Origin of the sequence: Acinetobacter nectaris CIP 110549, assembly GCF_000488215.1 — a bacterium.
Classification (GTDB): domain Bacteria; phylum Pseudomonadota; class Gammaproteobacteria; order Pseudomonadales; family Moraxellaceae; genus Acinetobacter; species Acinetobacter nectaris.
Map to the genome: position 1 here is coordinate 136556 of NZ_KI530735.1, position 20188 is coordinate 156743.

The following is a 20188-nucleotide window of genomic DNA, read 5'->3' on the forward strand; positions in this document are numbered from 1 at the left end:
TTTTTTATTCGTTATACTCGCCCTTTATATAAAATTAATTCATTCAACCTTTGGTTGAATTATGGGGCTTTATGTGACGGATATATTACTTTCAGTAATGCTAACGTATCCTTTAACAATTCTTTTAATGGGAATTTTATTATTTCTAACTTACTTTCTAGTAGGTAAAGCGCAATACCTAATTTATTTAAGTATTGCCTTTGTTGGAATGAGCTTAGGGATCGGGCTACAAATTGCACATATACCTGAAAATATTCCACTGAATGTAACTCTCAGTGGGATATGTTTCTTAATTTTTAGTTATTTTATTGCACAAGGGATTGTTGCTCTAGAAGGAAAGGTATTAGACCAAACTGTTTGTTTTAGCCTTTTAATTTTATCATTTATTATTCGTTGTATTAGTGGACTTTTTCCAAATACAGACTTTTCAGATTTCATACGCGTTTTTAGTGTTTATAGCATACTGCTTATATTTTTAGGTTTAGCACTTTGGAATGTAAGACGTCTTATATTTGGTGACCTGTTAGAGAAAATTTGGTGCTTAGTCATCACCCTATGGGTTATCTCGCTTCTATGGCGTCTAGCATATCTTTCTTATTCACCTGAAATGCTCAGAATTTTATTTGTAGAAAATAAGAACCCTTTTTATGAGAATTTCTATATTTTACAGCATATCTTTTATATTTTAGTGCTGATATTTAGTATTTTAACTTTATTGCTTGCGATTAAACGTCTTATTCGAGATACCAATGAAAAAAGGCTTTTTGATGCTTTAACAGGAGCTTACAACCGTCTAGGGTTACAGCATTTTATTGAGTTTGATTTACCTAAATTAAATACTTTTAGTTTGATTATGTTAGATATCGATTTTTTTAAATCAGTGAATAGTCAATATGGTCATCCAATTGGTGATTCTGTCATTAAAATATTGGTACATTTAATTAAAACCAATATGAATAGTGAAGATAGTAAAGTTATTCGTTTAGGTGGTGAAGAATTTATGGTGGTTTTACCATCATTTAATCAAAGAACATTGATGAGAAAATCTGAGTATTTACGTGAAGCAATTGAAAAATATGATTTCTCTGAAATTGCTGAAGGTTTGATGGTTACGGTCAGTATGGGAGTCGGTGAGTATGATGCAACCACAGACTTTCAAGATATCTATACAGATATTGATCGAAAACTTGCCGAAGCAAAAAGGAATGGCCGTAACCAAATTGTGAGTGTGATAAACAGCTAATATTGTAAATAAGTCTGTAATCCCTTTAAAAGCAAATCGGGAATAATTTCAGGTTGATATTGAGAGAGGTGATGTGCAAAGAGTGGAGCATCTCCTCCTGTTAAAATAAGTTGTTTTTTTTGTCCTTGCTGCATAATTTTTTCAATACTACTGACTAAACCAAGCAAAATACCATGATGCACACAATCTACAGTATTATGGCCGGGAGTTAATATACTAAAAGCAGAATCAGGAATTTTAATCCCTTTGGTGTTTTGTATAAGTGCATCACGTTGTAAATACAGGTTAGGAAGAATATAGCCACCTAAATGCTGTTTTCCTTCAATAAGATCAATAGTGAGTGCTGTGCCACAGCCAACGATACAATAATTCTTTTTCTGTTCAGCAACAGCAAGCATTTGTAACCAGCGATCAATGCCAAGTTGGCTGACATCTTCATAACCACAAATAAATTTACTGTATTCTTTATGCACTTGTGCAAAATGCATTGGACATTTCAATAGTCGTAGGGTTTTTTCAATATTTTGGTTATTCGCTTTGTCTAAAACAGAAGAAATACCAATACAGTTTAACTTTTGCTTTTTAAAATATTGTATAAGACCTAGCAGTAAATCGGCAGGTGATTGTAAGTGTAGTTCTGCAAAATGATCTAAAACTTCACCATTTTCAGTAATCCAATATTTCAGGCGAGTATTTCCAATATCTAGCCATAAGCATCTCATGATGTGCCTTCCAAAAGACGTAACCGTCCTTGATAAAAATTATTTATTTTACCATCAACTTCGATGCAAACAGCACCATCAGATTGAATACCAGTAAAGATACCTTGAATTTTTCCTTGAGCATGTTCAAACGTAACCATTCTATTTTTAAACATAGCAACATAATTGAATCGTTCAGCAAGATTCTGAGAGCCATAATTAAACCATTGCACTGCATTTTGTATCGCAATGTACATTTGAGCAATAACTTCGGTTCTCGAAACATCTAGGTGTGCAAGCTGCGTTAGTGAAGTTGTTTGCTGGTCTAAACTTGCAATGGATGTATGGGGGAATAGGTTAATACCCACACCAACAATAGCTTGATGTGCTGAGATAGGTTCTACAAGAATTCCTCCCCATTTTCCTTGCATACTGTATAAATCATTTGGCCATTTTATATAAAGGTCTAAGTTACAAATGCATGGCATATGTAATAAGTTTAGAGCAGTTTCTAAAGCAAGACGTCCATCAAGTGGTATGGTTGTATTTACAAGTGTACTAAAGTAAATATTCCCTTGAGGCGATTGCCATTCTCGATGATGCTGACCTCTGCCTTGGGTTTGTGTTTCACTACAGACGAGTGCCGTTGAAACACCTTGTTGAGCAAGGATTTTTACATCATCATTGGTAGATTCTGTTGTTTGTTTTAATAGTACAACTTCAGGAATATGGTTTGATAAAGATAATAATCTTTTTAATATTTGAGTTTCAGAATCCATTTTAATACATCATAAGGAAATATGTATGGAGTTAATCATATATTTAATGATTGGTGCAATTGCAGGTTTTGCTGCAGGGCTATTTGGTGTTGGTGGCGGTTTAATTATTGTACCCATCTTGTATGTGGTTTTCTCTCATCAAGGTTATGATCCAAATTTAATTATGCATATGGCTTTAGGTACTTCTTTAGCCACCATTGTAGTGACCTCTATTAGCTCTGTCATGGCACATCATAAAAAAGGGGCAGTGTTATGGCAGGTTGTAAAAAATCTTGCACCTGGACTTGTTATTGGCTCTTTTGCGGGTGCAGGTATTGCAGATGTACTATCAGGACAAATCTTACAAGTTATTATTGGTATTTTTGCAATAGTTATTGCATTTAGAATGTTTACGGGTGCTTCAGCACATGTAGATACTTCACGACAACTTCCTTCACGACCAAAACAAATCACTGCAGGTGGAGTCATTGGTATTGCATCTGCTATTTTTGGGATAGGTGGTGGGTCTTTAACTGTTCCATATTTAAATAGGCATGGTGTGGTTATGCAAAAGGCTGTTGCAACTTCAGCAGCATGTGGCTTACCTATTGCAATAGCGGGTGCAATTGGCTTTATGTTTTTTGGGCAACAACAGCATCAACAAATTAACCATGCGATTGGTTATGTGCATATTTATGCCTTTATTGGTATTAGTATCATGAGCTTTTTAACTGCAAAGTTGGGAGCAAAAGTGGCACATGCACTTTCTACAGTTATGCTTAAAAAATGTTTTAGCTTTTTACTTCTCTTTGTTGGGATTTACTTTTTGTATCGTGCATGGGGTTAGTTAAAAAAGAAAAGCCAACATTCAATGTTGGCTTTTGCATATATAGGCTTTATTTTAAAAATTATAGGCGTTTTCGTTTTGCTGCAATAATTTGTGATTGACGCATACGGAAGCCTTCTTTTTGCTTATCTGTTGTTTTTTCAATACAGTAAACACATGATACGCCGTGTTCATAGGTTGGTTCTGCAACCTCTTCAGGTGTAAGTGGCCAACCACATGCGTGACATTTGGTATTTACACCTTCTTCCATACCGTGTTTCACGGCTGTACGACCATCAAAAACAAAGCACTCACCTTCCCAAAGGCTTTCTTCAGCAGGTGTTTCTTCTAAGTATTTTAGTACACCACCTTTAAGGTGATAGACTTCATCAAAACCTTCTTGTAAGAGTAGGGAGGTAGACTTTTCACAACGAATACCACCTGTACAGAACATGGCAATTTTTTTATCTTTATGTTGTTCGAGTTCTTTTTTTACATATTCAGGAAATTCGCGGAATGTTTCCGTTTTAGGGTCGATTGCGTTTTTAAATGTTCCTGCTTTATATTCATAATCATTACGTGTGTCGATGAGAATCACATCATCACGTGCAATGAGGTCATTCCATTCTTTTGGATCGAGGTAATGACCGACTAAATCACGTGGTTTAACTTCTACACCAAGTGTAACAATTTCTTTTTTAAGCTTAATTTTCATTTTACGAAATGGTTTATCAGAGCTATGAGACTCCTTATATTCCATTGTATTAAAGCCTTCACCTAATAAAAATTGATGAATGGTATTAATTGCATCTCTGCTACCTGCTACAGTACCATTGATACCTTCACCTGCAACAATAAGAGTTCCACATAGGTTGATTGTTTTTACAAGATCTAAAAGACGCTGTTGCAAATCTTCAGGATTCGCTACTTCTTTAAATTGATATAATGCGGCAACAACCCAACCTGCGGTCGCTTGCTGTTCTACAGGTGCAAGCTGTTCTACAGTAGCGTTCATGGATAACTCCAATTGTATTAAGATATAGAAATTTTAGGCGCATATTTTAGCGTGAAATGCATAGATATGCGAGAAATCCATATAAAAATTATGGGTTATTATTTATTTTGGAGAGAATAATTTGAGTAATGAACATCATACACCTGCTTTAACCCCATGTGCAGGACGTTGTTCAACCGTTTTTGGTGATCATGTCTGCCGTGGATGTCGCCGTTTTAACCATGAAGTAATTAAGTGGAATAACTATACTGCAAAACAGCAACTGGCTGTATGGAAGCGTTTAGATGAGCAACTAGACAAAGTACTTATTCCTTTATTACCGCATATGAATTTAGAACAAGTCAATTTATTCTTAGAACGTAAAGGCATACGTTTATTACCAGAAGCAACTTTAGGGCGTAGGTTGTATCATGCGTTAAAGCTTTGCGAAAAAAATAAAAAATTTTCTGAAGAAAGTGGCTTAGGTATTTCTACAAATCAAGTCAAACCATTATGGGATAACTTTGAAAATCGAATTTTAACTTTGGCAAATGCAAGTTATGAGCTGGCTTGGATTCGAGCAAATAGTATTGGGAAAAACTTAATTAAAATGCTTGAAGAAGAGTAGAGCAAAGCTATTAAAAACTTTGCTCTAAGCAGAGTAGATGGTTGTTAATTAGCACTGATGTGTGATGCGATATTGAACCAGTTCTTCAATTGTAATTAGTGTAAGCTGATGTTTTTCTGCATAATCAAAAACTTGCTGTCCTGCAGCCATTGTCCCATCTGGATTAGTTAACTCACATAAAACACCAGAAGATTGATAGCCTGCGAGTCGTGCTAAGTCAATCGTTGCCTCAGTATGTCCACGACGTGTGAGTACACCATTTTCTCTTGCTCGTAGAGGGAAAACATGCCCAGGTCTATTTAGATCTTCTGCGACAGCACCATGTTTGGTTGCAGCTTTAATAGTAGTCACACGGTCTTGTGCAGATACGCCAGTAGTTACACCATCTTTAGCCTCAATGGTAATTGTAAAGGCTGTATGGAACTGACTTGAGTTATTTTGAACCATAGGTGGGAGTTCTAGATGGTCTGCTAGCTCATGAGTGATGCACATGCAGACAATTCCTGATCCATCACGAATCATTTGTGCCATGCAGGGAACTGTTAAGGTATCTGCTGCAATAATTAAATCTGCTTCATTTTCACGGTCAAAGTCATCCATAACAAGAACAGGTTTGCCTTGCTGAATATCTTTAAGTGCTTGTTCAATGCGTTGTGTTGCAGGAGGAAGTGCTTTAAAAGCTTGTGATGGTTCAACTAAAATAGACATTTGAAATGCTCCATAAAGAGTAGGAAAACATTTCAGGACTGAGAAATAAGGTCGTTACAATATTGTCAATGCAATAGGATTGAGAACGTCATCTTCTTTCATCCGGACTATAACCGTCGGCTTTGGGTTTTCACCAAATCTGCTAAATACCGATGTATGAAGCTCGCGGGCTGACTCTTATGAGATTACCGCCGGTGGGGAATTACACCCCGCCCTGAAGAGATACCTCAGGATTATAGACAGCAAATCTAACGAATTTCAATGCATTATAGCAATGTCTTATGCTTTATTCTTGTAAAGCTTATTTATCTACTCGATATATTAAATTTATAATACCTGAACGGGAATACAGTTTGCTGTATGGTTTACAGTATTGTCTGGGTTTGCATAGACAAGTTTGGGCTTGTGTGCTTGTGCCTCTTGCTCATTAAAACTACCAAAAGTTGCAATAATGATAATATCTCCAACCTCGGCTTGATGTGCAGCACCGCCATTGACGGAAATAATGCCTGAATGATCTTCACCGCGAATTGCATATGTTGTAAAACGTTTGCCATTCGTTACATTCCATACGTGAATTTCTTCGTATTCTTGAATCCCTGCAAGATCCATAAGTGTACCGTCTATTGCACATGACCCTTCATAATGAAGTTCGGCATGTGTGACGATTGCGCGGTGAATCTTACATTTTAATAGACGTGATAACATGGAATTTCCCTTGAAAAACTGTTATTTCAAAAATCTAGAAGATTAAGGCTTGTATGCGTTAATTTGATTCATGGCTTGAGATATATTGCCATTGATGAGCAAATCAACTTTGCTTAGTGCATGGTGAATTGCATCGTCCATCAGGTTTTGCTCGCTACTTGGTGCTTTACCCAGTACATGACCTGAAACACGATCTTTTGAGCCAGGATGCCCAATACCTATACGTAGACGATGAAAATTTGCACCGATATGTGGAACAATATCTCTAAGACCATTATGACCACCGTGACCACCGCCTGATTTTAAGCGGATAACGCCTGGGTTCATATCGAGTTCATCGTGTGCAATCAGGATAGATTCGGGAGGAATCTGATAGAACTTTGAGAAGGGTACAACACTTTGACCAGATTTGTTCATAAATGTTGTTGGTAGGAGAAGACGGACATCTTGTCCATGAATTTGTCCACGTCCTGTAATGCCAAAATACTTTGCTTCATTTTTTAGATGAATATTGTATTGTTCGGCAAGACGTTCAACAAACCAGAATCCAGCATTATGTCTGGTTTGGGCATACTGTGAACCAGGATTACCCAAACCGACAATGAGCGAAATTTTATTCACGAAAAAACGCTCTTGTATCTATTACGCGCGAACGAAGTCAGCGTGCATAGGTGTATTTTTAGCAGGGTGACGCTGTAAAGCTTGGATTTTAACGCTTTCAGTTTTCTCACCAATTTTAACTTCTAAAGTTTCAGTGAAGAAACCATCTTCTAATAGAAGGCGAGTTAATTCGCGAAGTTCTAAAGTAATTGTTACAGGTTCAGCTTCACCACCGTAGATGATAGCAGGAACGAGTGCTTCACGACGAAGGCGGCGGCTCGCACCTTTCCCTTGTAAATCTTCAGCACGTGTTTGAGCGTTTAATACGAATTTAGCCATGAGATAATCCTCATTGAAATGAATAAAAACTAGATTTGCGACCAATCTAGTGATAGAAAAACCCTAACGTAAGGTTAGGGTTTTTAAGAAGTCAGTTATTATAGATAACTATCAAACATTGCGCTAATAGATTCTTCGTTGTTAATACGACGAATTGTTTCAGCAACCATGCTTGTCACAGAAACTTGGCGAATTTTTCCAAGTTCTTGTGCTTCTTGAGATAAAGGAATTGTATCTGTGACTACCAACTCATCAATGACTGAGTTACGTAGATTTTCAAGTGCTTTACCAGAAAGCACAGGGTGAGTTGCATAGGCAACAACACGACGCGCACCAAATTGTTTAAGTGCATCAGCCGCTTTACAGAGCGTTCCTGCGGTATCAACCATGTCATCAACAATGACACAATCACGACCTTTTACATCACCAATAAGATGCATCACTTGAGATACATTGGCTTTTTGGCGACGTTTGTCGATAATTGCAAGATCGATATCACCAAGTTGTTTTGCAACAGCACGAGCACGAACCACACCACCAACATCTGGAGATACAACCATAAGATTGTCATGTTGTTGTTGACGTAAGTCAGCAAGTAGGGCAGGTGTACCGTAGATGTTGTCTACTGGAATATCGAAGAAACCTTGGATTTGGTCTGCATGCAGGTCAATCATTACTACACGGTCAATTCCAACAGTTGTGAGCATATCTGCAACCACTTTTGCTGTAATTGGAACACGAGCAGAACGAGGACGTCTGTCTTGGCGTGCATAACCAAAATATGGAATAACAGCTGTAATACGTCCAGCGCTAGCACGACGTAGGGCATCCGCCATTACCAAGATTTCCATAAGGTTATCGTTGGTTGGTGCACATGTAGGCTGCACGATAAAGACATCTTTACCACGAACATTTTCAGTGATTTCAATAGCGATTTCACCATCTGAAAAGCGAGTAACAGAAGCAGAGCCTAAAGGCACATGTAAATGGCTTACAACTTTTTGAGCGAATTGTGGATGGGCGTTTCCACTAAAAACGACAAGATTGGGCATGAAGCACCCTTGGCGGTTGGCATGTTTAGAAGAATATGGCAGGGGTAGCTGGATTCGAACCAACGGATGGCGAGATCAAAACCCGCTGCCTTACCACTTGGCGATACCCCTAATGTGTGCAAAACTTTAAAGTTTTTATTCAATTTTGTCAAGAAAAAATGACATTGTTTAAAAACGTGCACGATGTTTTTTTGTATCAAATTGGCAGGGGTAGCTGGATTCGAACCAACGGATGGCGAGATCAAAACCCGCTGCCTTACCACTTGGCGATACCCCTACAATCTAACTTAAATATGAATAAGTGGAGATTCTTCTAAGCTATTTACCAAGTAAGCGTTACATGGTGAATGTTTTAAAATATGCTCTACATTCATACTTTCAGTTGTTTCAACAAAAACACAAGCACCTGTTCCTGTAAGCTTTGCATTTCCAAACTGGTTCAGATATTGCATTGCTTCATCAACTTGAGGGTAAAGTTTTTTCGCAAGATGCTCAAAACAATTTCCAAAATTCGATGGCTGCTGTTGATAGGCGCAAAATTTAGAGGGCTTTGAGTCTCTTGTCAATGTTTTTTGTGAAAAAAGCTTTTGGGTGCTGATAAAACAGTCAGGCTTGAGGATTATGTAACATTTTTTAGGCAAATTAACTGGGGATATTTGTTCGCCAATACCTTCAGCCCAAGCATTTTTTCCATAGATAAATATAGGGACATCTGCACCGAGTTGTATTGCTAAATGTGCAAGTTCTGTTTGACTTAACCCACAGTGCCACAGCCGGTTTAGGATAATAAGTGTCGTTGCAGCATTTGAAGAACCACCGCCAAGTCCTGCTCCCATTGGAATATTCTTTTCAATTTTGATATGAAAGCCATGATTCTTTTTTGCATAAGGCTTAAGTAATTGGGCTGCTTTATAGATAAGGTTATCTGTATTATCGACTGAAGTTATTCCTTCTATGGTAATTTGATCTGAGTCTGTTTGGCTAAATGATAACCAGTCATACAAGTCAATAAACTGAAATATTGTCTGTAGCTCATGGTAACCATCTTGTCTACGACCTGTAATATGTAAAAAGAGATTAATTTTTGCAGGCGATGCGACCTTAATCATTTTTAGTTCATTGTCCTATTTTGAATAACCATAGTAATGCGATTTTCCTGCTCATTTGGCAGGACTTGTTTTAAAACAAGCTTATTGGGCAATGTTTGTGTTTCATCATTATAAATTAAACTCACATTCCAGCCATCTTCTACAATATTGGTTAATCTATTTTTTGAATCGGTTGTTGTTTGTGCTGTGTTTGTTGCAGTTTTAGCTTGTACCCATTGAACAAGATCTGTAATAGGTGTTTGCCAACCTGTTGCTTTCTCAAGTAGTTCTTCAGGCGAACTTGCAGAAATAGTGCCTGTTTTTGCGCTTGTTAGGGTAACTTGTCCAGGTTGACCTTCAATATGCGTTTTACCAATACCTAAAGCACCTGTAAGGTCAATGTTGAAGTAGTTGTCTTGTTGAGCCCATGTGAAGAACGCACTTCCTGATTGTTCAGCTGTTCTTACACCAATTTTTCCATCGAGCTGAAATGTATTTTTTTTTGCAGGTTCTGAAGCCAATTTGTGCACGGCTTGCTGTGGTTGAACATAGTTTTGGCAACCACTGAGAATAAGTATATTACCCATGATGCAAGCAAGGCTAAGTTTAGTGATTAATCGCATTTTCTGTATGACTCATAGATTCTTGTTGGGGAAGTAATAGTGTTTGGAGTTGTTGGATATCCTTATTATTAGGGAAGTCAATTGCCAATTGCTGTGCTAATTCGGCAAATTTTTTACTTTCATTGGTCAGGTAGAATGCACGTGCTAAACGTAAAGCCGTGCTTGGGCTATTGTTAAACAAATATGCTTTTTCTAATACTGGAATTGCTGTTTTGAAGTCATTTTGTAGAAAAGCGATATAACCATAAGTATCTAAAATGGCTGCTTGATCAGGTGCATTATTTAATGCTTTTTCTACATACTCTCGTGCATCAGAAAGTCTTCGGTTCTGTAAAGCAAGTGTATAAGCATAAGCATTTAAGTATGTTGGACTTTCAGGGTCAATTTCTAGTAAACGATTTAAATCTTTCTCAAGTAGGTCTTTATCTTCGTAGGGATTGAGCAGTAAAACTTGGGCATAAATGAGGTCAGGATCGTCTGGTAGATTTTGCATAGCCTCACTAAGTAGCTCAATTGCAGCAGGCTTATTTTGCATTTTTTTGAGAATATCTGCTTGTAACTGATATAGAAAACTTGCGTACTGCGGGTAGTTTACACGTTCTTGTGTGAGAAAGCGTAAAGCATCACTTAACCGATTTGTTTTATCAAAAATATTAATTAAATTGCGTCTAGAAACGGTATATAAGCTTCCGTCGACTAGTCTATAATAGGCCATTGCAGTTTCGTAATGCTGTTTGCGTTCTGCATTAATAGCAAGGTAGTAGTTGGCTTCATTCTGGTATTGCTGTGAATTTTTTAAAGCTAATAAAAAGTTTTCAGCCATGCTGTATCGTTTTAAGTCAATACTTGTTAACCCAGCAATGAAAATGGCTTCATCTGACGATGGCCATATACGCACAATGGTTTGTAGCTTTTTCAGTGCGAGCTCTGCTTGTCCTATACGAATAAGATACTTGGTTTCGGCCAAACGTACTTCGTAATTATATCGATGAGATTGAACAGATTTACTATACCAAGCTTCAGTTGCTTTTTCATTGCCTGACGTTTCAAGTAAACTGGCTTTGAGCAGAATAAAACTAGTGACATTTGGTTTTTTCTTGAGTGCTTGTTGTACGTCTTTGAGCGCTTGTGGTAAGTCATTGTTTTGAGCTTCTAGACTTGAGATGAGCACGAGAATGGAGGGGTTTTTTCTTGCTTTACTATGACGTAGTGCGTGAAGTAGAACCTCTCTATCATGTTGATTATCTGGTGAAATTCCAGTGAGTATCTCAGCGAGGTCTGCATCAGAGTCAATGCTTAAAATTTTATCGAGTGTTTCCGCTGTAAGCTCGTATTTATGTGCTTTGAGTGAGATATGTGTTAGATAAAATAGTGCAGGTACATCAGATGGGTCTTGTTGTACCCAGTGTGATGCGATTGCAAGAGCAACATTAAAGTTATTTGCTTCGAGTGCGACATCTAATGCACGTTGTTTGGCAATTGCAGAATCTGTATGTAATGCAAGGTTTTTGTAGTTATGTACAGCCAGTTCAGGTTGATTGTAGTTGAGTGCAAACTCTGCAATCATGCTTTGTTTTAGTGGGAGAGTTTTATAATGCTGAGTTATATTTTGTGCAAAGCTAGTGGTAGACAGGCCACCCAAGGCAATGCTACCTAACAGTAAGATTGTGTTAGAATATTGCCGAATCAATATGTTTGAGTTCTGGCGAATGGTTTGCTGCAAAGTTTCTTTATCCAAATATTTAGCTTATTATGACACTCATGATGCACAATAACACATGCAAAATTTTAGTTAAATGATGATATGACGACATGACGTTTTTTGCCCTTGGTGTCAACCATCATACCGCCTCTGTTGAATTACGCGAGCGTATTGCTTTTAATGCAGAACGCTTGAGTACTTTGCTGTCTGAACAAAATGCACAAGAAGATTTAAATGATCTTGTTGTGGTTTCGACTTGTAATCGCACCGAAATTTATGCAAATGCTGAAAATATAGACATCTTATTGAGTTGGTTAGCAAAAACCAATGATATTGATGTAAAGCAATTGTTTAATCATGTATATCGCTATGAAAATATTCAGGCTGTTTCACATTTAATGCGTGTAGCAAGTGGCTTGGATTCTTTAATGCTAGGTGAGCCTCAAATTTTAGGGCAAGTTAAAACAGCGCTTTCATTGGCAAAAGATGCAGGAACAGTTTCCTCAGCTTTAAATGGCATTTTTGATTATGCTTTTTATGCTGCTAAGCGTGTGCGTTCTGAAACAGCAGTAGGTAGCCATGCTGTGTCTATGGGCTATGCGGTTGCACAGCTTGCACACCAGGTATTTAGTCATCCTGAAAAGCTAGTTGTACTTATGGTCGCAGCAGGCGAGATGAATAGCTTAGTTGCGAAACATATGGCAGATATGGGTGTTGCAAAAATTATTATTTGTAACAGAGGTATGGAGCGCGCTGAAAAGTTAAGAGACGAAATTTCTTCATTTGTTGATGTTGAGATTATACCTTTTGCACAGTTGGCAGATCATCTGTATCGTGCGGATGTCATTTCAAGTTGCACAGGAAGTCTGCATCAGGTGATTGATTATAAGGAAGTAAAAGCTGCTTTGAAGAAAAGACGCTATCAACAGATGTTGATGGTTGATCTTGCTGTACCGAGAGATATAGATCCCAAAGTAGAAAATTTAGATGGTGTCTATTTGTATGGCGTAGATGACTTACAAACAGTGATTGATGAAAATCTTGCACAACGTCGCCAAGCGGCTGTTGAAGCCGAGGTAATGGTCAATCAGCTTGCAACGCAGCTTGTATCTAAACAAAAAGTGAAAAGAGCAGGTGGTGTGATTGCAGCATACCGAGATGCAGGAAATCATGTCCAACAGCAAGAGCTGAGTTTGGCACTACAGCAGCTACAAAGTGGTGAAGATGCAGAAAAAGTATTAAATGACTTTTCACATCGTTTAACGCAAAAATTATTACATCCAACATCACTACTTCTACGAGAAGCTGTTAAAGAAAATGATCCTGAATATTTTGATTGGATGAAAGAAAATTTGCAGCAAATTTTGGCAAACAACCGCATTCCTAAAAAAAATCATTAGATTGAGTTTGTCTTAAATAGGCACTTTATTACAATTCTTTCGTCAACTCAAAAGTTTGAACGGATAAGTCATTTTTTTTGTTTTTATTTAATGTTTTGATTTTGTTAAATAAATAAATAATTTTATTTTTTTTAATTAGACATATCTGTATATATGTTGGCAGAATAAATCATACGGTTATAATAAAATAAATAGGATTTAAAATCTTCGATCTATAGGAATAAGTTGGTTTTATATCCATTTCAGGCTAGTTCTTTTTATTTCTAAGTATCTCGTAAGTTAGGATACAGGAGTCAGATATGAAACATATCGATGTAACTCACTTGCTATCGAAAGCATCTGATTTACCACTTATTCGTCAAGGTCGTACGTATCAACATCAAGTTTTTGTAAAAATGAATGAAAAAGCAACGGTTATGATTCATGATTTACCTGAAAAGATAAAAATGAATATACCGTCGATTTCGGTTGGTGTATTTGATGGAGAGTTTGAGGAGCAACATAGTCTGTTGGATCAGGTAAAAAAACTAAAAGTTCAGCAGCTTGTTCGCAGTAAATATAACCAATTCTTTCATTAAGTTGTATGTGCTCAGGGCAAGTGCTTTGCCCTGAAAAAGTTTATTGTAAAAGTTGTAAACTGATTTGCTTTGTTAGCTCATTTAGTTGCTTACGAAGATGTTGTGACTCTTGTAAGGATTGAGGCTTTTTCATTTTTTTGCGTAAATAAGTGCCTTTTAAAGTCAGTGTATACTCTTGAGCAAGGTTAAATGCTTTTTCTGGTGTATCAACTAAACTAAATATATTTGTTCGTTGTAATAGTTCTAAAGTAATATGGTGATATTCACTTGTTGCGCCTAATATATAATACATTGCCGCATCTTGCTCTTCTGGTAGCGTATCAAATAGAACTTTCAAAATTTCTAAAATTTCAGCAAGCAATTCCTCTTTAGGGATATGTTCTTGTAAGCTTGAAAATTGTTGATATAAAAAAGGATGGCTAATCAGTAAAGCAATTGCATAGTCCTCTATACGTGTTTGAATATTGAAGGATAAAGCTGCATCATTACTTACTTTAGGGGTAAACCGTTTACCTAAACCGAGTTTTTCTCGAAATGATTGGTTTAGCAGATAGCGGTAAGAGCCTTTTTGTGGAAGTAAGTTGGTGAGGCCACGTAGTTCTGCCATGACTTGGCTTTTGCCTTCAGGACTTGATATGTCGTAACTATGACTAAGAAGTGCAAACAGAAAGTCTGAAAGTAAAGGGGATTGTTCCCAAAGAGCTTTAAACTTTTCTACACCTTCGCGTCGAATGAGTGAATCTGGGTCGTGTTCATCGGGAAGAATAAAGAACTTTAGTTCTCTTCCATCATTGAGTAATGGAAGAGCGATTTCAAGTGTTCGACGGGCTGCTTTTTGACCCGCACTATCGCCGTCAAAAGCAATTGTTATACGATGATTTCGTCTAAATAAAATATTAAGATGGTCTGTATTACTTGCTGTACCTAGCGTTGCAACAGCACCGTGAATATTGGCTTGGCTTAAAGCAATTACATCCATATAGCCCTCAACCATGAGCCAATCTTGTGCTTTATTTTTTCCTCCCTCGTATAAGCCATAAAGTAATTGATTTTTATGGAAAACATCAGAATCTGGTGAGTTAATATATTTGGGTTTAATTTCGTTATTTAGTGCACGACCACCAAAGCCAACAACACGGCCTTTGCTATCTCTAATAGGGAATATGACGCGGTCACGCAATAAGTCAAAATCTCTTCCGCTATCACTTGTGCGAATAAGACCAATTTGTTTTATGCCTTCAATATCTTGTGGAAAAGCCTGCTCAAGATGTTGCCATCCTTCAGGTGCATAGCCTAATCGCCAAGATTGAATGGTTTTTTGTGTTAAGCCACGTTGTTGAAAATACTGCTGAGCATGTGTGTGTTGAGTGAGCTGTTGTTCATAGTATTCTGCAATATTTTCAAGTAGGTCATATAAGTTTCCTTCTTGATGCTCTTTAGTGAAGCTTTCTTCAAGCACTGTAAAGTCATTTGCATGATCTGATTCAATAAACTCAAAAGGGTCATGTGCTGCTTTAAATGCAGGAGAGGTATCTGTGCTTTCTGAATGTGTAGGTTTAGTTTGAGTTTTTTTATACGTTGGCTTTTTGGTATCAAACTGTTCTTTTGGCAATTCAATGCTTGCCATACTCGCGAGTTCTTTAACAACATCGGGAAAGCCTCGGCTTTCATATTCCATTAGAAATCGAATCGCATTCCCGTTGGCTTGGCAACCAAAGCAATGATAGTACTGTTTATCACGATAAACATGAAATGAAGGACTTTTTTCTTGGTGAAAAGGGCAGCATCCAGAATAGGTTCTTCCCGTTTTTTTGAGTTTGACACGTTGTCCAATAAGTTCGACTAAATCGATACGATCTAGAATTTGGTCAATAGTCTGCTGTGGAATAGCCATATAATGGACACATGCTTATCAAAAATGTGGCATTTTAGTTTATCAAATTTTTGATAAGCAAAAAATAAAAGGTAAGCAAATGCTTACCTTTTATGAGTATTTCGAAAGACTCTTCTTAGTTTACAACTTGAGACTTATCGATGAGTCCAAAAGAGAGTCGGTTTAACCAGCTACGCTTTGGTGTTTCGCTATGGCTAGGTTGTGTCTCTACAGTTGGTTTTACTGCTTCGTGATGATCGGGACGGTCTAATAATCCAAAGCTTAAACGGTTTGTTAAGCTGCGAGCATGTTCAGTAGTTTGTTCTTGAGCTTGCCCTTTAAAAGAGTTTTCTTCTCCGCGACCTAAAATACCAAGGGTTGCACGGTTTAAGAAGCTTCCTTCATGGCGAGCTGCTTTTAAGTTAACAGTACCATTTGCTTTAACTAAGTTAGGGTAGTTTAGCTTAAGTACATTAATATATTGATTTGCTGTCGCTTGGTCACCAAGAGCATTGTAGCTATATGCTACAGTTGCAAGTGCTTCAGGAATTTGAGGTGTTTCAGGGTAGTGTTCTAAAACCCATTGACCACGGTCAACAGCAGCAACCCATGCTTGACGTTTGATATTGAAGCGAGCAGCTTCCATTTCGTGTTCTGCAAGCTCTTGCCCAATAAACTTCATACGTTCAGCAGCATCTACTGCATATTGGCTTGAAGGGTAGCGACGGATAAAATCAACAAAGTTTTGATATGCTACTTTTAGGTAGCTAACATCACGATGAGATTGCTTTAATGATGTATAACGAATAATACCATCATAGTTTTGCTCCATATTTGCAACACCACGTGCATAGTAAGCATATGCTAAGTCTGCCTCTGGTGCATCTGGGTTAGAGCGAATAAAGCGTTCAGATGCAGAAATTGCACCTGGATAATCTTTCTGTTGGAATTTTATGTAAATCAGATCAAGCTGTGCTTGTTCAACATGTGTTCCTGTTGGGAAGTATGTATCAATTGCTTGAAAATTCTTTGCTGCTTCGTTGTACTGACCTTTATCTAAAGCAGTTTGTCCAGCGCTGTAATATGTTTCTTCGCTCATTTTTGGGCCAAGATCAGCTTCTTTTTTTGATGGATTACTGCTACAGCCCACAAATGTACAAGCAATGCCTAAAGAAAGTGCAAGCATCGTAACTTTATAACGTGGTAGCGACATAAAAATTCCTCAGTTAATACGGGCAATGAGCTACAATGGCACTATTAAACCATTAATTGTTCTAATGAGCCAAATGACTTCGATAAATTCTTCTCATTCTAATTCCACTGAAACAGATTTCAACTTACTTGAAGAGACTGATGATGCAGATAATCATAATTCTTCTGCAACTGCAACACATTTATCGTTGCAATTTCAGTTGGATGAACAGTATTTAGGTCTGCGTATAGACCAAGTAGCTGCAACAGTATGGCCCGATTTTTCCCGTGAAAAACTCAAACAATGGATGAAAGATGGCCATTTGTTAGTAGATGGAAATGTGGTTAAACCAAAATATCGTTGTGAAGGTAAAGAGCTTTTAACGCTAGATGTGGAACTAGAGCAACAAACTCGTAGTAAACCTGAAAATATTCCCCTAGATATTGTCTATGAAGATGATGATATTGTGGTTATTAATAAACCTGTAGGTATGGTGGTACATCCAGGTGCAGGTAATCCATCGGGCACACTTGTGAATGCACTTTTACATCATGCACCAAAAACAGCAGAGTTATCTCGTGCAGGTTTAGTTCATCGTATAGATAAAGATACTTCGGGTTTACTTGTTGTTGCTAAAACATTAGAAGCGCAGTTCTCACTTTCTAGACAGTTGGCGCGTAAGTCTGTTTATCGTGTGTATGATCTAATTGTCTATGGCAATATTATTGCAGGTGGTACAGTCGATGAACCGATTAAACGACATCCTGTAGATCGTATAAAAATGGCTGTTCTTCCTGGAGGGAGAGATGCTGTTACACACTATAATGTGAAAGAACGTTTTCAACATTTTACAAGAGTGCAAGCACAACTAGAAACAGGACGTACACATCAGATTCGCGTACATTTTAGCTATATCGGATACGGTCTAGTTGGTGATCCTGTATATATGAGTCGTGTGCGTGTACCTGCGGGTGCATCTGAACGGCTGACTGAAATGCTAAGAGGGTTTCGCCGTCAAGCTTTACATGCTGCTAAATTGGGCTTGGTTCATCCGAGAACTCAAGAAGAGATGCTCTTTGAAGCACCGTGGCCGGATGACTTTAATGCATTAGTAACAGTTTTACGTGAAGAAAATAAAGCATACTAAAAGAGTTAGATTGCTAAAATCAAAGAAGTACAAACCAATGAGTGAGGTACTTCTTTGATTTAAATATAAAAATTTTAAATAGGGATATGGAGATGATTCAATTCGTAGAAGGATTACCCAAAGGAATATATGTTGGACAAACTCGATTACAGTTTGAAAATAGTTTACCTGCAAGACAGTCTGAGTTAGAAGGATTTAATTTAGCATTACACGTTGGTGATGATGAGGCGCGTGTACATGCACATCGTATTGCATTGATGGAGTCTTTAAAATCATTTCAAGTATCAAAAATGACATGGTTACAGCAAACACATAGTACGATATGTCATGTCATCAACGATGAGACTACATTTTACCCTCGTATAGGCGATGGTCTAGTTACACAAATGCAGGGTCATGCATTAATGATTATGACTGCGGATTGTTTGCCTATTGTGTTTGGGAATGATGATGAAGTTGCAAATGTACATGCAGGTTGGAGAGGCCTTGCGAGTGGCATTATTGAAAATACAATTAAAACAATGAAAAAGCCACCAACATGGGCTTGGCTAGGTGCATGTATTGGTCAAAACAGTTTTGAAGTTGGTTTAGAAGTTAAAGAAATATTTTGTGAAAAATATGCTGTTGAGTTTGCATTTATAACTAAAGAAAAGATAGAAAATAAGGCATATGCTGATTTATATGCGATTGCTGCACATATTTTAAAACAGTTTGGTGTAGTACATGTCTTGGGTGGAAAGGAGTGTACTTTTTCACAAAATAAGGATTATTTCTCTTATCGTCGTCAGCCTAAAACGGGAAGAATGGCAACATTCGTATTTATAAATAAATTCATGGTAAAATAGTCGGGTTTAAACCAATTGTGTCTAATTCCATGTCGGCATCTGAAAAAATCTTATCTATTATTCATCATAGTCCTTATGGGCATACTGCTAAGGTTGCAAGCTATATAGCTAAAGGTGCAGAAAAGATAGGTGTGAAAGTTTTTTTAATGTCTATAGAAGATATTCAATGGGATATTTTAGATCAATCACATGGGATAGTTTTTGGTTCGCCAACATATATGGGAAGTGTTTCAGGCCCATTTAAAATGTTTATGGACAGTACATCAAAACGTTGGATGTCACGTACATGGCAAGGAAAGGTGGCAGCAGGATTTACGAACTCAGGTGGTTTAAGTGGAGATAAACTTTCTGTATTACAGCAAATTAACCTTTTTGCAATGCAGCATGGAATGTTATGGACAGGTTTACCACTGCTTGCTAAGGGACATACAGAGTTAGATTTAAACCGTTTGGCTAGCCATTTAGGATTAATGACGCAGTCAGATAATGAGCCTGTAGATATTACACCGCCTGAAGGTGATTTAAAGACAGCATTATGGTTTGGTGAGTATGTTGCTTTGACTCTACAAAGAATAAAAAACTAGAAGTCATTTAAAGTGGTTGTACTTAATATAAAAAGCCCTCCATGTATAGAGGGCTTTTTATTATTTATGAAAGAGTCTCGCTTTATCGCGTTTCCAGTCACGGTCTTTTTCACTTGCACGTTTGTCATGAAGTTGTTTACCTTTTACAAGTGCAATTTCAAGTTTAACAAGATGACCTTTCCAGTAGCATGCTAAAGGCACACATGAGTAACCTTTTTGGTTCACGGCACCCATAAGTCTTTCAATTTCTTTTCTAGACAGCAACAGCTTTCTAGAACGAGTAGCTTCTGGTACGACATGGGTAGAAGCTGAGAGCAAAGGCTGAATTTGAGCACCAAAAAGATATGCTTCACTATTTTTGAAAATAACATAACTTTCGACAAGACTCATACGCCCTGCACGTAAAGACTTTACTTCCCAACCCTGCAAAGAAAGGCCTGCTTCAAATTTTTCTTCAATAAAATAATCATGACGGGCACGTTTGTTTTGCGCAATTGTGCCGCCATTATTTTTTTTAACTACTTTTACGTTCGCCATAATCTATATATTCCAAATATGCATCTATTGTGCCGTAAACTTTAGACGAGGTGAAGTGTTTC

The 20188-nt window shown here is 37.5% G+C and carries 21 protein-coding genes, 2 tRNA genes, 2 pseudogenes and 1 riboswitch; of the genes and pseudogenes, 8 read left to right on the forward strand and 17 right to left on the reverse strand.

Going from position 1 to position 20188, the window contains the following annotated elements; all coding sequences use genetic code 11:
• Positions 1–73: 73 nt before the first annotated feature.
• Positions 74–1243 (forward strand): GGDEF domain-containing protein, encoded by a 1170-nt coding sequence (locus P256_RS10975; RefSeq protein ID WP_171068526.1) that lies wholly within the window; start codon positions 74–76, stop codon positions 1241–1243.
• On the opposite strand, the gene P256_RS10980 is transcribed toward P256_RS10975, so the two are convergent.
• A complete protein-coding gene (locus P256_RS10980; protein WP_023273755.1) occupies positions 1240–1965 on the reverse strand; it encodes a type III pantothenate kinase in 726 nt (241 codons plus the stop codon). The two genes, P256_RS10975 and P256_RS10980, sit on opposite strands and share 4 nt — an antisense overlap.
• The gene (locus tag P256_RS10985; RefSeq protein ID WP_023273756.1) at positions 1962–2723 is read right to left on the reverse strand and encodes a biotin--[acetyl-CoA-carboxylase] ligase; all 762 of its coding nucleotides are present in this window, start codon (positions 2721–2723) and stop codon (positions 1962–1964) included. The genes P256_RS10980 and P256_RS10985 overlap by 4 nt, the downstream gene beginning before the upstream one ends.
• Before the next feature lie 25 nt (positions 2724–2748).
• On the opposite strand from P256_RS10985, the gene P256_RS10990 reads away from it, so the two are divergent.
• Entirely contained in the window at positions 2749–3549 is an 801-nt protein-coding gene (locus P256_RS10990; protein WP_023273757.1) for a sulfite exporter TauE/SafE family protein, read from the forward strand.
• A 61-nt stretch (positions 3550–3610) separates the two neighbouring features.
• On the opposite strand, the gene trhO is transcribed toward P256_RS10990, so the two are convergent.
• Positions 3611–4543 carry an oxygen-dependent tRNA uridine(34) hydroxylase TrhO gene (gene trhO / locus P256_RS10995; protein ID WP_023273758.1) on the reverse strand — a complete coding sequence of 311 codons (933 nt, stop codon included), beginning with the start codon at positions 4541–4543 and terminating at the stop codon, positions 3611–3613.
• Between the two features lie 121 nt (positions 4544–4664).
• Between trhO and P256_RS11000 the strand changes: the two genes are divergently transcribed.
• Entirely contained in the window at positions 4665–5150 is a 486-nt protein-coding gene (locus tag P256_RS11000) for a DUF1289 domain-containing protein (RefSeq protein WP_023273759.1), read from the forward strand.
• Between the two features lie 48 nt (positions 5151–5198).
• On the opposite strand, the gene ribB is transcribed toward P256_RS11000, so the two are convergent.
• The 10 genes from ribB to P256_RS11050 all read right to left on the reverse strand — a co-directional run bounded on the left by ribB (position 5199) and on the right by P256_RS11050 (position 11991).
• Entirely contained in the window at positions 5199–5858 is a 660-nt protein-coding gene (gene ribB, locus P256_RS11005; RefSeq protein WP_023273760.1) for a 3,4-dihydroxy-2-butanone-4-phosphate synthase, read from the reverse strand.
• Between the two features lie 86 nt (positions 5859–5944).
• A riboswitch (FMN riboswitch) is annotated at positions 5945–6084 on the reverse strand.
• Positions 6085–6185: 101 nt separating this feature from the next.
• A complete protein-coding gene (gene panD / locus P256_RS11010; RefSeq protein ID WP_023273761.1) occupies positions 6186–6566 on the reverse strand; it encodes an aspartate 1-decarboxylase in 381 nt (126 codons plus the stop codon).
• Positions 6567–6608: 42 nt separating this feature from the next.
• Positions 6609–7187 carry an aminoacyl-tRNA hydrolase gene (gene pth, locus P256_RS11015; protein WP_023273762.1) on the reverse strand — a complete coding sequence of 193 codons (579 nt, stop codon included), beginning with the start codon at positions 7185–7187 and terminating at the stop codon, positions 6609–6611.
• A gap of 21 nt (positions 7188–7208) precedes the next feature.
• On the reverse strand, positions 7209–7505 hold the full coding sequence (rplY, locus tag P256_RS11020) for a 50S ribosomal protein L25 (RefSeq protein WP_023273763.1): 297 nt from the start codon (positions 7503–7505) through the stop codon (positions 7209–7211).
• Positions 7506–7603: 98 nt separating this feature from the next.
• Positions 7604–8557, reverse strand: a complete 954-nt coding sequence (locus tag P256_RS11025) for a ribose-phosphate pyrophosphokinase (protein WP_023273764.1) — start codon at positions 8555–8557, stop codon at positions 7604–7606.
• A 36-nt stretch (positions 8558–8593) separates the two neighbouring features.
• Positions 8594–8668, reverse strand: a tRNA-Gln gene (locus P256_RS11030).
• A 91-nt stretch (positions 8669–8759) separates the two neighbouring features.
• Positions 8760–8834, reverse strand: a tRNA-Gln gene (locus P256_RS11035).
• A gap of 10 nt (positions 8835–8844) precedes the next feature.
• Complete coding sequence (gene ispE / locus P256_RS11040) at positions 8845–9666, reverse strand: 4-(cytidine 5'-diphospho)-2-C-methyl-D-erythritol kinase (protein WP_023273765.1); 822 nt, start codon at positions 9664–9666, stop codon at positions 8845–8847.
• Between the two features lie 2 nt (positions 9667–9668).
• Positions 9669–10268, reverse strand: a complete 600-nt coding sequence (lolB, locus tag P256_RS11045) for a lipoprotein insertase outer membrane protein LolB (RefSeq protein ID WP_023273766.1) — start codon at positions 10266–10268, stop codon at positions 9669–9671.
• Positions 10252–11991 carry a tetratricopeptide repeat protein gene (locus P256_RS11050; RefSeq protein ID WP_023273767.1) on the reverse strand — a complete coding sequence of 580 codons (1740 nt, stop codon included), beginning with the start codon at positions 11989–11991 and terminating at the stop codon, positions 10252–10254. The genes lolB and P256_RS11050 overlap by 17 nt, the downstream gene beginning before the upstream one ends.
• An 89-nt stretch (positions 11992–12080) precedes the next feature.
• Between P256_RS11050 and hemA the strand changes: the two genes are divergently transcribed.
• Both hemA and P256_RS11060 read left to right on the forward strand, forming a co-directional pair.
• Positions 12081–13370, forward strand: coding sequence for a glutamyl-tRNA reductase (gene hemA / locus P256_RS11055; RefSeq protein WP_023273768.1), 1290 nt, complete (start codon positions 12081–12083; stop codon positions 13368–13370).
• A gap of 299 nt (positions 13371–13669) precedes the next feature.
• Entirely contained in the window at positions 13670–13948 is a 279-nt protein-coding gene (locus tag P256_RS11060) for a hypothetical protein (protein WP_023273769.1), read from the forward strand.
• A gap of 40 nt (positions 13949–13988) precedes the next feature.
• On the opposite strand, the pseudogene P256_RS11065 reads toward P256_RS11060, so the two are convergent.
• From P256_RS11065 to P256_RS11070, 3 genes and pseudogenes are all read right to left on the reverse strand, one after another.
• Positions 13989–15386: pseudogene (locus tag P256_RS11065) on the reverse strand (DNA primase); the annotation flags it as partial.
• A gap of 134 nt (positions 15387–15520) precedes the next feature.
• Positions 15521–15842: pseudogene (locus P256_RS13515) on the reverse strand (CHC2 zinc finger domain-containing protein); the annotation flags it as partial.
• 115 nt (positions 15843–15957) lie between these two features.
• Positions 15958–17034, reverse strand: a complete 1077-nt coding sequence (locus P256_RS11070; RefSeq protein WP_023273771.1) for an outer membrane protein assembly factor BamD — start codon at positions 17032–17034, stop codon at positions 15958–15960.
• 73 nt (positions 17035–17107) lie between these two features.
• Between P256_RS11070 and rluD the strand changes: the two genes are divergently transcribed.
• The 3 genes from rluD (at position 17108) to P256_RS11085 (ending at position 19589) form a co-directional block, all read left to right on the forward strand.
• Entirely contained in the window at positions 17108–18160 is a 1053-nt protein-coding gene (gene rluD, locus P256_RS11075; protein ID WP_040332176.1) for a 23S rRNA pseudouridine(1911/1915/1917) synthase RluD, read from the forward strand.
• Between the two features lie 95 nt (positions 18161–18255).
• Positions 18256–19005 carry a peptidoglycan editing factor PgeF gene (gene pgeF / locus P256_RS11080; protein WP_040332219.1) on the forward strand — a complete coding sequence of 250 codons (750 nt, stop codon included), beginning with the start codon at positions 18256–18258 and terminating at the stop codon, positions 19003–19005.
• Positions 19006–19034: 29 nt separating this feature from the next.
• Positions 19035–19589, forward strand: a complete 555-nt coding sequence (locus P256_RS11085) for a flavodoxin family protein (RefSeq protein WP_023273774.1) — start codon at positions 19035–19037, stop codon at positions 19587–19589.
• 60 nt (positions 19590–19649) lie between these two features.
• On the opposite strand, the gene smpB is transcribed toward P256_RS11085, so the two are convergent.
• Positions 19650–20126, reverse strand: a complete 477-nt coding sequence (gene smpB, locus P256_RS11090; protein WP_023273775.1) for an SsrA-binding protein SmpB — start codon at positions 20124–20126, stop codon at positions 19650–19652.
• Positions 20127–20188 lie beyond the last annotated feature (62 nt).

Coding starts and splice junctions, on each gene's coding strand:
- P256_RS11025 (WP_023273764.1), bottom strand. CDS start 8,557: ATGCCCAATCTTGTCGTTTTTAGTGGAAACGCCCATCCACAATTCGCT.
- P256_RS11060 (WP_023273769.1), top strand. CDS start 13,670: ATGAAACATATCGATGTAACTCACTTGCTATCGAAAGCATCTGATTTA.
- P256_RS10980 (WP_023273755.1), bottom strand. CDS start 1,965: ATGAGATGCTTATGGCTAGATATTGGAAATACTCGCCTGAAATATTGG.
- panD (WP_023273761.1), bottom strand. CDS start 6,566: ATGTTATCACGTCTATTAAAATGTAAGATTCACCGCGCAATCGTCACA.
- ispE (WP_023273765.1), bottom strand. CDS start 9,666: ATGATTAAGGTCGCATCGCCTGCAAAAATTAATCTCTTTTTACATATT.
- trhO (WP_023273758.1), bottom strand. CDS start 4,543: ATGAACGCTACTGTAGAACAGCTTGCACCTGTAGAACAGCAAGCGACC.
- smpB (WP_023273775.1), bottom strand. CDS start 20,126: ATGGCGAACGTAAAAGTAGTTAAAAAAAATAATGGCGGCACAATTGCG.
- P256_RS11085 (WP_023273774.1), top strand. CDS start 19,035: ATGTCGGCATCTGAAAAAATCTTATCTATTATTCATCATAGTCCTTAT.
- ribB (WP_023273760.1), bottom strand. CDS start 5,858: ATGTCTATTTTAGTTGAACCATCACAAGCTTTTAAAGCACTTCCTCCT.
- P256_RS10990 (WP_023273757.1), top strand. CDS start 2,749: ATGGAGTTAATCATATATTTAATGATTGGTGCAATTGCAGGTTTTGCT.
- rluD (WP_040332176.1), top strand. CDS start 17,108: ATGACTTCGATAAATTCTTCTCATTCTAATTCCACTGAAACAGATTTC.
- hemA (WP_023273768.1), top strand. CDS start 12,081: ATGACGTTTTTTGCCCTTGGTGTCAACCATCATACCGCCTCTGTTGAA.
- P256_RS11070 (WP_023273771.1), bottom strand. CDS start 17,034: ATGTCGCTACCACGTTATAAAGTTACGATGCTTGCACTTTCTTTAGGC.
- rplY (WP_023273763.1), bottom strand. CDS start 7,505: ATGGCTAAATTCGTATTAAACGCTCAAACACGTGCTGAAGATTTACAA.
- lolB (WP_023273766.1), bottom strand. CDS start 10,268: ATGCGATTAATCACTAAACTTAGCCTTGCTTGCATCATGGGTAATATA.
- P256_RS10985 (WP_023273756.1), bottom strand. CDS start 2,723: ATGGATTCTGAAACTCAAATATTAAAAAGATTATTATCTTTATCAAAC.